Source organism: Caballeronia arationis, assembly GCF_001544975.2.
Taxonomy (GTDB): Bacteria; Pseudomonadota; Gammaproteobacteria; order Burkholderiales; family Burkholderiaceae; genus Caballeronia; species Caballeronia arationis.
The window spans coordinates 131,377-143,740 of the sequence record NZ_FCOG02000011.1; the positions used below are offsets into that span (position 1 = coordinate 131,377).

Genomic DNA, 12,364 nt, shown 5'->3' on the forward strand with positions numbered 1-12,364 from the left:
AATGAATCAAGCCGCCCGCATGCACGTCAAACGCCTGTTCCTGATGGAAACCGGCACCTATAACACGCAGTATCGTCGGCCCTACGAGACCAACCTTCAGGGACACACGCTCAACCAGCTCAGCGAAGCGCTGGCCGGCACGCAGAAGTACACGCCGTCTCTGCTGGCAGGTGTAGCGAACCAGGTTATCGCGCCGTCGGCCACCGCGGAACAAGCAGCCGGCATCGTAAATGGCTGGGGCGAGCGCCGCATGCGGTTCATGATGGAAGTGGAAAACCGCTACATGGCGGGCGGTACGTCCACCAGCATCATCTTGGGCTACACGAACTATCCCGGCGTGATCTTCCATTCGAATCACATCGATCCGAAGATGGAATTCTTCGTGAACTCTGTTGTGACCGTTCGCACGACACTCGAGCACACGCCGTTCGGCAACCAGACCTACACCAACGTCGCAGAGAATGCGCACGTGCTCGTCGACCCGGCATACATCGACGCTTACACCCCCAACCGGACTCACCGCATGCGTCCGGAGGATGTGTACGCCACGATGTCACTGAACCATCTGCAAGGTCTCGGCGATGTGGTCGACTGCCGCACGGTGTTGTCGGGAACGCCGGTCGCGTCGCGTCGTGGCAATAACCTCGCAGCGGACTACGCAGCGAACTTGCTCGACAACTACAAGAAGGCGACGGTCGATAACGCATTCGGCGTGCAGCAGGAAACGGATGTGCTGGAAACAGCCCGTGGTTACGCGCAGGAACAGCCGATCGGTTACAACTCGTTCTTCCAGGCAATGACTAAGTTCCGCGACGGCGTCGTCTCGAACTTCTTCACCTGGAACGATCTGCAGCGTCTTGATCCGAACGTCGACAACGTGACGGTCGTGGCGGCGCTCGGCCAGACGAACCACGCGGCGCCAGCGCTGGGTGAGGCGCACATCGCGGGGTCGGGCATGTCGCAAGACTGGGGCGGCTCTGATCGTCTCACGCAAGTGGCGACGATTCTCAGTCAGGCAGTTCCGGCACTGATGATGGAGCTCACGCTCACGCAGCTGGCGTTCACGACGACCAACCGTCGGGTCCTGTCCAATTCCATGCCAATGAGCATGCCGATGGATGCTGCAACTTCGCCGGTCAGCACCGCCATCGCCAACGCCGAGGGCTTCAGCTCGAACGACCTCGGACCTTACTTGCAGCACTTCATTGTGAAGCTCGAACACATGGTCCTGAACGACATCTCGTTCAAGAACGCGGTCGACTTCCACATCGAAATGCGTGCCGACCTGTTGGGCGAGACGTGGATCAAGCTTGCGCTCGACGGCGGTCCTCCGATCACCTACGTGACGCCGAGCTTCGCGGATGCCTTGATGGTGCCCGTCATCACGAACAACGAAAACCTGAACCTGCAACTCTCGCGCGACTTCGAGCAGGTGTTCCATCACCTGAACGACCACACCGGCATGCCGGGCACGTCAGAAGGACTCGCCACGCCGCAGTTCGGTCTTATCTAACAAGGAACGGGTTCGGCAACGGACCCTAGAGAAAACATGACAACTCCCAATCTGATCGAGCTGTACAAGTGGCTCATGCAGACCGCGAACCTGGTCGTCACGAGCGACAACCTGGTTTCCGGAAAGCTCATGAATCAGACGATGCCGGTGCTGATCAAGGGCAAGCGCCTCGCACTGCCGTCGCCTGAACATCTCGCGAATCCGGACAAGAGCCAGATCGTGCTGTTCCATCCGCTCGCGGAATCGATCACGCGTGGCGAATCGGAAGTGCTGGAGAAGTTCCGTTCGATGCTGATGGTGCGCTTCAACCTGGTCGCGGCCGAACTGATGCTCCAGCTCCTTTCGATCGCGATCTCGACCGATTTGCACGCGCAACTCGCCCCGGATCAGTCCGAGTTCCTGTCGAAGGTCAAGAACGCCGACGACAAGACCTACGACCTGTTCAAGAAGGTGCTGGCTGCGATGCCGTCGGATCAGACTGCGCGTCGCATCATCACGATCTTCCTGAAGAAGACCGGTTCGGTCGGTGGAAAGCGCCACAAGCGCGTTGGTGTCGTGACGTTCCCGCTGTATCAGGAACTGAAGAAGGATGGGAACGACATCTACGGCATCAAGTGTCGGGTGAAGGACAAGGAAACGTTGATCGCGTTGATGGAATTCATGTTCCCTCAGATCGACGTGGAAGGATCGTATCACCGCGGCTCGGACTCGGACGTGGCTCCGAACCTGGATGCGCTGATGCAGGCATCGCTGGCCGTCATCGCACCGCTCAACGATCTCACGAGTACGTTCGAGAACCAGCTCGGCGACGAAACCAATCCGGCGACCGATCTCGCGATCAACTGCGAGTGGGAACGCACCTTCGACAACCTCGGCGTGATGCTGTCGGAAATCCGTAAGGTTCCGATGCAGGCTGGCAATGAAGGGTCGTCCGGTGAACCGCCGGTTGTGGCCCAACCTGCAACTACCGCAATGCCCGCGTCGTATCCGCAACCGACGGCACCTGTCGCACCGGCTCCGATCGTGCAAGCGGCGCCGGTTCCGGTCGTGGTACCTGCACCTGTTGCAGTACCGAGCGCTTCGCCGGTTTCGGGAGCTCGTCAGCCGCTTGACGGGTTCCTTGCGCAACGTGAAGCAGAGCGCGCGATGCAGCAGCAGCACCAGGAAGCGTGGATGACCGCAACGCACCGCCAGCAACCGCCTGTTCAGCCGCACCGTCAACCGGTCTACCAGCAGCCGACGGTGACGAACGGCTATTACCCGCAAGCACCGGCACCGCAGCAACAACCGCCGCATCTCGTGCACACGGGCCGTGGACTGGACTTTAACTCGGTCCTGGCGACAAATCCCTCGGTCGTGTATGCGACCGGTGGCTATCCGACTCCTCAGCAGCAAGCACCGATGCAGCAGCAAGGTTCGCGCTGGGCAAATCAGCAGAGCCAACCGATGTATCCGCAACAGCAACCGATGTATCCGCAGCAGGGGTATCAGCAGCCGCAGGGTGGTTATTACCCGCCCGCGAATGGTCGTTTGGTCTAAATCAGGTCTGACGGCATAAGCCGGAGAAGAGAGCTCACGCCCTCTTCTCCGACCCTGTCTTTTTTTGCGTTACGACGTCAAGACATTACTGGTCATGTAGGCGGAACGCAGTTGTTCGAGGACAACGCTTGACGGAATAAGTAGTCGCGTGACGCCGGTGCCGAACTCCGTTGGAGACGAAAAGTTGTTCATCCGCATCGTCACCCAATGAAATTGCGGCTGCAGGTTCACCACCTGCAAGAACCCAAAAAGATCCTGATCGTTTTCCCAGGCAGCCTGAGGGCTCACGGACATGAGCTGCGTCGACTGATGTTGCCGCAGGTACGTCATGTGGTCCTCGAGCACCTGGCGAAAGCCGTCCGTGTAATAGACGGAAGGACCAGGATCAAACATGAGGGCGTTAATGGCGTTGCCGGATGTGCTGGAAGTTGAGGCCATTGTTAGAAATCCGTCTCAAAAGAATCACGGTTACATATCACTACTCTGAAGCGGCGCAGCTGCTTTGGTCACAGTGAAAACACACTGATAACAAATTCAAGCATCTTCACAAGGAATACGCATGATGGACACCGCCAGTCTGACTGCGAGCGTCGCCCCCATGACATCCGCGCTTCGTCGCTCGGGTGTACTACTGGAAGAACCGAATGAGCTCGACCCGGAGCTCATGAACGTTTGCGGGTTGAATCCCTGGGACGGCCATAACTCGGCAGCCCGCAAACAAATGTTTTCGTCTCACGTCGGACAGTGCCTCGTGATCAAGGGATCGACCGAACGTCGCTGCCAATCGGGTACGGAACGCGAGTTCGGGAAGTACACGTTTTCGGCCAAGGTTCCGGTCGACTGCGAAGTGATCAAGGTGATCGATCGCTACCGCGAAACGTTCGGCCAAGACACTGTGCTCAAGCGCCGTCAGGACAATCCGCACAGCGTGATCATCTACGAGAACGTCCATACGAAGGAGATCGGCTGCATCAACCTTACGACGCACACGTCGTATCACTCGTACCTCGGGTTTCGCAACGCGATCAAGCCCGCGCTCTCCGACATTCGCGTCGGTAGTTATCTGAAGGAAGGCACGATCCTCACGGATTCTCCCTCGGTGACGGACACCGGCGGCTACAAGTACGGACGCGAGTGCAACATCGCGTACATGAGCCATCCGGTCACCTCTGAGGACGGCATCATGATCAGTGCGGAGGTGCTCAAAGAATTCGGCTTCAAGAAGTACGAGACGCGTGTCGTCGAGTTCGGCAGCAAGGCCTATCCGCTCAATCTCTACGGCGACGAGGGCAATTTCAAGGCGTTCCCTGACATCGGCGAATTCGTTCGCGAGGACGGCGTGCTGATGGCGCTGCGTCCACATGACAAGGATCCGAAGAGCTTCGACCGTGAGCTGGCGATTGTCGAGCAAGGCACGTACGATCTGATGGAGATCGACCACGTCTTTGACAAGATGATCTACGCAGACGGAGCTGGCGGTCGCGTCATCGACGTTCGTGTTCAGCACGACACGCGTGCGAACCACTCGCCGACGCCGATGGGCATGGATGCTCAGGCTGATCGCTACGACCGTGCACGCCGTCAGTTCTACTCGGACATCGTCTACGAATGGCGACGCCTCGAGCGTGAGCGCAAGGAATCGCTGCGTCTCACCCCAGAGTTCCATCGACTCGTGGTCGAAGCGCTGTTTGTAGTGCAGGAGTCGAAGGAGCGCATCTACCCGCTTTATCGCAAGGCTCCGCTGGATGACTGGCGCATCGAGTTCACGATCGAGTACGACGTCACGCCGACGATCGGTTTCAAGCTCACCGACACGCACGGCGGTAAGGGCGTGATTTGTAACGTCGTGCCGGCCGACCACATGCCCGTCGACGCGGACGGCAACCGCGCTGACATCGTGATGGACCCGAACTCGACCGTGTCACGGATGAATCTCGGCCGCAAGTACGAGATCTACATCAACGCGCACTCACGGGATGTGGCCAAGCAGATTCGTGCCTGGTTCGGCATCGGTGAGAACGACCGTCAAACGCTGTCGAAAGTGCAGGAGATCGAGGCGAGCAACAAGCCGGTGTTCGATCACGCGTGGAACTACTTGATGGGCTACTACGAAATCGTCGCGCCTGTCATGCACTCGTGGTTCGAAGGCGGTGCGTACCTCAAGACGCGCGCCGAGCACTTGGCCGAAGTGGTTCGCAACGGCATCTACCTGCATCTGCCGACGAACAATCCCCGTGAGTCGAGCGACATCGTTCGGATGCTCGAAGCCAGCTATCCGTCGACCTACGGACCGGTAACTTACGTCGGCAACTCCGGCCGCCGCGTAACAACCAAGGTTCCGGTTCGGATTGGCAGCGTGTACATCATCCTGCTGGAAAAGATCGCGGACGATTGGACAGCCGTGTCATCGGGCAAGACGCAGCATTACGGCGTTCTGTCTCAGGTGACCAATGCCGACAAGTACGCCCTGCCCTACCGTGCGCAGTCGATTCGTGCATGGGGCGAGGCAGAGAAGCGGATCTTGGCGTCGTATGTTGGCCCGCGTGCGTCGGCGGAAGTCATGGACCGCAACAACAACCCGCAAACGCACGAGATGGTCTGCAACGCGATCCTCGACGCAGAGGAACCGACCAACATGTACAACGCAGTCGATCGTTCGGTCATTCCGTACGGCAACTCGCGTCCCCTGCAATTGGTCAAGCACATCCTCGCATGTGCAGGCGTCCAGTTCGTCTACCGACCCTACTCGCCCTCCTGGAAAGGGCGCAGTGGAAACATGGCACAACAGCAAGCAGCACTCACTCATTGAAGATCGACGTCCGGCCAGCTCATCGGCCAGGACGGCTTAACAAGGAAGACAAATGAGACGCATCAGCGCGCGAACTCTGTTGGGCATGAGCACCGAATATCTTTGGACTGCTCTGCACGGCGATTTCATCTGTGTGTTCGATGACGGGGAAATTCAGACTAATCATCGGGAAGTTCTCTACAGCAGTTATGCGTGGGATCTCCTGCGCGACTATCCGCAGACGCCGATCCGGACGAAGCATCACGTCCGTGCCGTGCTCGGCGACAAGCGCCTCGGTTCGAACACGCACCTCGACTTGATCGCGAGCGTGGTCTGGGATGTGTACGACGTCTACGTGGGCGGCTACGCAGAAGACGGAACATGCGTTCCCCGTGCCGACGCGACCGTCACGCTCGACATGCTGGCCAAGCGGACATACGAGATCACGAACGAGATGTACAACGAACTCTCGTATCGACTCGAAGAATACGTGGTGTCGCTCGACATCACCGACTTCATCGACGTGCTCGACCATCCCAAGATCATCGAGGCGAAGAAGCCACTCTTCTCGGTGCCGCTGGACAAGGTGACCGACAAGATGCTCGAGGACAGCTACCAGGCGGTCGGTGCGGTCATCAAGGGCGGCGTCGAACTGAAGAAGAATCCGCTGGCGCTTGCAGCGCGTGCGGGCACGGTGAAGTTCGATCAGTTGCTGCAGTGCGTGTCCGCCCGCGGCCGCGTCACCGAGATCGACTCCAACGTCTTCGAGCTGCCGATTCTGCGCAGCTATACCGAAGGCTATCGCAACTTCCGCGACTCGCTCGTGGAATCGCGTTCTGCTGCGAAGTCGCTTATCTTCTCGAAGGCGCCGTTGCAGCAGGCCGAGTACTTCTCGCGCCGTCTTCAGCTGATGTCGATGAACGTGCAGCATCTGCACAAGGGCGACTGTGGATCGACGAAGTACGTGAAGTGGCCGATGCGCAAGTCCGATCTCGGACGCCTCGCCGGCAAGTTCTACCTGGACGAAAAGGAGAACAAGCTCAAGATCATTCGGAAGAAGGACGACCACCTGATCGGCAAGACGGTTCGGCTGCGCTCGGTGATGCGGTGCGCGCATCCGGATCCGGTCGGCGTGTGTTCGACGTGCTTTGGTGAACTCGCCAACTCGGTGCCGGACTTCACGAACATCGGTCACATGTGCTGCATGTTGCTCACCGAGAAGTCGTCGCAATCGGTGCTGTCGGTCAAGCACTTGGACAGCTCGGCGTCGATCGAGGCGATCGTCCTGCGAGATGCGGACAAGCTGTACCTGAAGGTCGGAACGGACGACAACTCGTATCTCATGGCGGATCGGCTAAAGGACCTACCGGTGAAGCTCGTGATCGCGGCAGAGTCCGCGCCGAATCTGAACGACGTGAACGAGATCGACGACCCCGACAACCTCAATATCGCGCGCTTCTCGGAGCTCGAGTACGTGGGGCTGCTGGTCGGCGAGTATGGAAAGGCGGAAGGTGTCGACATCCTGACGGCAGTGAGCGGTCGGAAGGCTTCGATGACGCATTCGCTCTTGCATCACATCCGTCGCGTCGGCTGGGATCTCGATACGGATACCGGCAACTACGTCATCGATATGAGGGATTGGGACTGGTCGCTGCCGATTCTGGCACTGCCCCTCAAGCACTTCAACATGTCGGACCACTCGCGTGACATCGCGAAGATGTTGGAGTCGAGCGTCAAGATGATGCAAGACCGGGACAAGAACGTCAGGCCGGATGACGCCCTGATCGAACTGTACGACCTGGTCAACAGCAAGCTTGACGTGAACCTCACGGTGCTTGATGTCGTTCTCTACGAAGCGATGATTGTTTCGGCGGAGGACGGCGACTACAGCTTGCCGAAGCCGTGGACTGATGAAGGTCTTGGCGTGATGTCGCTTTCGATGTTGTCTCGATCGCTGTCGGCGACGATGGCCTTCGAGGATCACCGCGAAGCCATCACCGATCCGATCAGCTTCATCAGTACCAACCGGATGGATCACCCGTTTGACGTCGCGCTCTGTCCGCGCGAGGTCTTCGAACATCTGGAGCGTGTCGGCGCATAAGCATCGTAGTGCGGGGGATCGCAACCGTCCGCGCAATCCCCTTCCTCCGTTCTATGCAGGTTGATTATGGCTGAGCTTCTGATTCGTCTTCATTCGCATCACTTCGTTGTTAGCAGGGTGACGCCGCGCGCCATGCCCGCGGTGATCGGGTTCACCCGCCAATTCGTGCAGCCGCTTCGCACCAAGCCGAGTCCTTACTCGAAAAAGCCGCCGCCGAAGCCGGCCGTGTACGCGGCACATTGTGGTGATACCGGGGAGTATCGCTATCACATCAACGTCTTTAAAAAGTTTGAGGAGCATCTCGGTTTCCACAATCTCAAAGGGTCGCTGATCGAAGTCGAGCGTCCGGAACTTCCGGTTGTCCGCGAGGTGGAGCTTCCCATTTTTGAGAGGTGGGATCTGCGCGACTATCAGGATGAGGGCGTGGATTACGTGGTAAAACCCGATGGTTCGGTCTCGAAGTTGATCGAGTTCCAGACCGGTAAGGGCAAGGGCGTGACGTCGCTCTTCGCAGTATCGAAGATGGGCCTCGCACCGGTCATCATCGTGAAACCCATGTATCTTGAGAAGTGGGTTGAAGAAATCCGCGACGTCTATGACATCGCGATCGAAGACCTGATGGTTATTCGCGGGAGCGAACACCTGATGGCGCTGCTTGAGATGGCAGTCGCTGGCGAGCTGGCGAGCAAGATCGTTTTGATCAGTAACAAGACGATTCAGAACTGGCTCAAGCTGTACGAGCGCTATGGCGATCAGACGCTGGAGATGGGCTACGCGTGCCGCCCTTCCGAGTTGATGCAGACGCTGCGCTCGGGATTTCGCTTGATCGATGAAGTGCACCAGGACTTCCATCTGAACTTCAAGCTCGATCTCTACACGCACTGTCACCGTTCGCTTTCCCTGTCGGCAACCCTCGACAAGGAAGACGCGTTCATCAACCGCATGTACGAGATCGCGTATCCGACCCCCCACCGTCACAAGGGTCCGGCGTACGACCGATACACGAACGCAACAGCCCTCTTCTATCGGATCCAGCGGCCCGAGAGGATTCGTTGCAGGGAGAACGGTAACTACTCGAACCATGTGTACGAGAAGTACCTGATGAATAACCCGCAGGTCTGCTCGAGCTACCTGCATCTGATCGATCAGGTGTTGAGGGCGAAGTATCTCAGGAACTATCAGCCCACCGAGAAGGCAGTCATCTTCTGCGCGTCGATCGAGTTCTGCACGCTCGTGACGGAATTCATGCGCAAGCAGTATCCGCACATGGACGTGCGGCGATACGTTGAGGATGACCCGTTCGAGAACTGTATCGATGCGGATATTCGCGTGACGACGCCTCAGTCGGCGGGCACGGCAGTCGACATTCCGAATCTGACCACGAACATCATGTCTGTGGCGATCTCCAGTCAGCAGTCGATCCTGCAGATCTTCGGCCGTACGCGAAAGCTGAAGTCCGAGAAAACGCCTGAGTGCGTTTCGTTGTACTGCTCGGACGTCGATAAGCATGTGGAGTATCAGGGCAAGAATCAAGAATTGCTTCGGAATCGCGCCCTGAACTACTCGACAGTTTTCATTCCCAATGCATTGTGAAGCAAGGAGGTTTCATCAAGGATAGGTAGAAACAAAACAAGGATCGGCAACAACAAAAAACAATAAAGGACCATACGGGGATCGGGTCGCTCGCACCCGGTCGGTAGTAGCTTTTCTTTACGAGTATCCCTTGAACAGCAGCTGAAAAACAAAACAATAAACGAGGAATGTCAAGCATGAATCGCGTTGTCATTAACCGCATCACCCCCGTCGGGACCGCTATCGTGGAAATGTTGTATCTCATGTTCCAACATCAGGGGTCCCCCCGTGGCAACACGCATATCACTCAACACACCGAGCGAAACATGCGGGTCACGCGCTTAAAGATGTTCGTCGAGAAGCATCCGGGCGGCCGCCACTTCGGCTGCCGCAATGCCTGGATCTGCGAGACGGATCGCAATGTGTTCAGTGTCTATTTGACGGACTATGAGCAAACGACCGATCTCTTCAAGGACCACCAGTGCCTCGAAGATGGACTCGAATTCCTGACCGGATACGAGTACGAGTTGTCGGAACTGTATCAAGCCTGCCAGGACATCCAGAATTTCCTGGTCGAAGAAAAGCTGCCGATGCGCGGTACCCACCGCGTACCGGAGCTCGTGCAAAAGGCGGCATAACGCCGTGGTTGTCGCTGCCAGGGGGAAACCTCTGGCAGTTATGCCGTCTCTCTTTTTTTGCCGATCCTAAAAGGTTTCAGACCTATATGACGTCCCTGAACCACATGGAGTATCTAAATGCTCCTGTGACGAATCTAACCATTCCTTCAGGGTCGTCAATCATGAACCAAGAGAACAAGAACGTGTTGAAACACATCAAGCTTCATGGCGCAGAAATCGGCCATGTCTATAACTGCCAGTACGGCAACCCGGGCGAGCACACCTACGAAGAAAACATGCCTTCCGAAGTTCTGGATATAAAGAAGGACTCCTTCGGGCGGCCGGTCATGCTCGTCCGTAACCTCGCCAACAAAAGACACGTCGGCGTGGCGACGTTGGCTGACGATGGGATTCACGGTGCGGTTTATTGCACGCGCTCGAGGATCATCGGCCGTAAGATAAAGGGCGTGATGGACATCGACTGCCTCGCTGACGCTAAGCGATCGCTGGACTGGAATGCCTGATTATTATCATTGAACCAAGTTTCTACGACTTAGCGAGGACAGCACAATGCACAAGAGATCCCCTGAACAAATCGACGCTACCGCTGAAGCACTTCGCTCGGAGCTTGCCGCAAAGATCGAAAAGTACGGCTACACGCAACTCGTCATCTTCCCCACGGAGGACGATCCCGACGTCGTGAAGTTCATGTACACCATCGGCCTGACCAAGAAGGGCTTGCCCGAAATTCTGGTCTCCGGGAACGTGACCAATCAGGGCGCGATGGACATGATCGCCAGTGTCGTAAGCGAACTCGAGCGCAACAACGGTCAAATTAAGCTGGGCGTCCGTGACGACCTCTTCAGCGTCCGTGTCGATCTGCGTGATGTCACCAGCCCGGTCGCCCGCGATGAGTACGCCTGCCAAGCCGTCACGATGTATGGCGAGCACGTGCGCGTCCTTCAGGTGGTGTGGGCTGACCTCAATAATGTCCTGCCTAACGAGGAAGGCTACGACTCGGCTAAGTGCGTGCAGGAGCTTTTACCGATGATCCACTAGAACGCGTCCGGTGGATCAGTCATTAGTAGCATTTGCGAGTACGGCTCAACCTGAGAGAGTAAAATCATGCGTGAAAAGCGGTTCAGCGCTACACAGCGCACCGTGTTGAACATGCTGCTTCTGGATCCACCGACCTGCGCGGCTGAGATCAAAGCAGCTGCTGAGTATCTGTCGGTACTCACGGATTACATCAAGGAACAAACCGAAGTCTACAAACGTGTCTGGTCTGAGAAAGATCTCTCACTCGTCGAGGATCTGTCGGAGTCGTTGATCTCAACGGCATCGCAAAGCTCCAAGCGAGATCAGCGCGACCTTCTCTTTACCACGACACAGCTCGCATTCATCCATCCGTCTCTCGTTGCCTGCATGGGCGATGAAATCAAATAAGGTACAGGTAACATGGGCCATTCTTCATTTGGCGAGGACAGCCTCGCCGCAAACCAACGCGCCTTCGTTGAACTCCGCGATTGTCTCGCTGAAAAGACGACGGACGTGAAAGGTGTCGTACTCGTGCCATCCGTTTCAGTCGCTCGTATCGATAACGTGAAAGCGACAGCCAAGCAGATTCTGTTGGTCGCCAGTTACTTGAAACTCAAGGTCTGGTCCGGTCTCATGGCCTGTTGCTTGATCAACGGTGTGCTGCCCGTCGAAGGTAGTCTCGATCTGGTGGATGAACTCACCACGTTCGACGGCCGTAAGATCTCCATCGGCAGCACGGCCGCTCATCGCATCCGTAGCGATCTGCGCGAGTGGCGGACGTCCGAACGCAACGTCGGACTGATCGACCCTATCTCCTTCTTCGCGTGGTGCGAAGAGGAGGACATCGATACCAACTACGTGCGGCTCTTCCGCGAAGTCGCGGGGTGTGGCACCGGCAAGATGATCGGCATCCTTCCGCTCGCGGAGGTTGTTCGATATAGCTTCAACTGATCCCCTCCCCTCTTCCGTCACAACGGCCTGGTTTTTCCCAGGCCGTTTTTTTTTTGCTTTCTTGTCTAAAGATTTCCTCCACTCCGCCGATAATTCGTTTCGGAATCGGCGGCCTCCGACTGCTGTCTTCCCTGCCACTCTGGGCAAACGTTTTCAAATAGAAAGGAACTCAAGAGTGCCGAGTTCGGCACAGTCTTGGGGTTATGTGGCCAGTCGGAACATCTCGAAGGTGTCAGGGTCCTGCC

The 12,364-nt window shown here is 57.2% G+C and carries 11 protein-coding genes; 10 read left to right on the forward strand and 1 reads right to left on the reverse strand.

The window, feature by feature from the left end:
- The first annotated feature begins 1 nt into the window (after window position 1).
- Together AWB81_RS09285 and AWB81_RS09290 are read left to right on the forward strand one after the other, a co-directional pair.
- Window positions 2-1,513 carry a hypothetical protein gene (locus AWB81_RS09285; RefSeq protein ID WP_062634456.1) on the forward strand — a complete coding sequence of 504 codons (1,512 nt, stop codon included), beginning with the start codon at window positions 2-4 and terminating at the stop codon, window positions 1,511-1,513.
- A 36-nt stretch (window positions 1,514-1,549) separates the two neighbouring features.
- On the forward strand, window positions 1,550-3,052 hold the full coding sequence (locus tag AWB81_RS09290) for a hypothetical protein (protein WP_062634458.1): 1,503 nt from the start codon (window positions 1,550-1,552) through the stop codon (window positions 3,050-3,052).
- A gap of 69 nt (window positions 3,053-3,121) precedes the next feature.
- Here the strand turns inward: AWB81_RS09290 and AWB81_RS09295 are convergent, their stop codons facing one another.
- The gene (locus AWB81_RS09295) at window positions 3,122-3,490 is read right to left on the reverse strand and encodes a hypothetical protein (protein ID WP_062634466.1); all 369 of its coding nucleotides are present in this window, start codon (window positions 3,488-3,490) and stop codon (window positions 3,122-3,124) included.
- Window positions 3,491-3,611: 121 nt separating this feature from the next.
- Here AWB81_RS09295 and AWB81_RS09300 point away from each other — a divergent pair, with 121 nt between their 5' ends.
- The 8 genes from AWB81_RS09300 to AWB81_RS09335 all read left to right on the forward strand — a co-directional run bounded on the left by AWB81_RS09300 (window position 3,612) and on the right by AWB81_RS09335 (window position 12,119).
- Window positions 3,612-5,861 carry a hypothetical protein gene (locus AWB81_RS09300; RefSeq protein WP_087134868.1) on the forward strand — a complete coding sequence of 750 codons (2,250 nt, stop codon included), beginning with the start codon at window positions 3,612-3,614 and terminating at the stop codon, window positions 5,859-5,861.
- A 52-nt stretch (window positions 5,862-5,913) separates the two neighbouring features.
- Window positions 5,914-7,941 (forward strand): hypothetical protein, encoded by a 2,028-nt coding sequence (locus AWB81_RS09305; protein WP_144444122.1) that lies wholly within the window; start codon window positions 5,914-5,916, stop codon window positions 7,939-7,941.
- 66 nt (window positions 7,942-8,007) lie between these two features.
- Window positions 8,008-9,534, forward strand: coding sequence for a DEAD/DEAH box helicase (locus AWB81_RS09310; protein ID WP_144444123.1), 1,527 nt, complete (start codon window positions 8,008-8,010; stop codon window positions 9,532-9,534).
- A 176-nt stretch (window positions 9,535-9,710) separates the two neighbouring features.
- Complete coding sequence (locus AWB81_RS09315; protein WP_144444124.1) at window positions 9,711-10,151, forward strand: hypothetical protein; 441 nt, start codon at window positions 9,711-9,713, stop codon at window positions 10,149-10,151.
- A gap of 161 nt (window positions 10,152-10,312) precedes the next feature.
- Complete coding sequence (locus AWB81_RS09320) at window positions 10,313-10,654, forward strand: hypothetical protein (protein WP_062634476.1); 342 nt, start codon at window positions 10,313-10,315, stop codon at window positions 10,652-10,654.
- A 46-nt stretch (window positions 10,655-10,700) separates the two neighbouring features.
- Window positions 10,701-11,189: a DUF4262 domain-containing protein gene (locus AWB81_RS09325; RefSeq protein WP_062634478.1), complete on the forward strand. Its 489-nt coding sequence runs from the start codon at window positions 10,701-10,703 to the stop codon at window positions 11,187-11,189.
- 66 nt (window positions 11,190-11,255) lie between these two features.
- Entirely contained in the window at window positions 11,256-11,576 is a 321-nt protein-coding gene (locus tag AWB81_RS09330) for a hypothetical protein (RefSeq protein WP_062634480.1), read from the forward strand.
- A 12-nt stretch (window positions 11,577-11,588) separates the two neighbouring features.
- Entirely contained in the window at window positions 11,589-12,119 is a 531-nt protein-coding gene (locus AWB81_RS09335; RefSeq protein ID WP_062634483.1) for a hypothetical protein, read from the forward strand.
- Window positions 12,120-12,364: the final 245 nt, after the last annotated feature.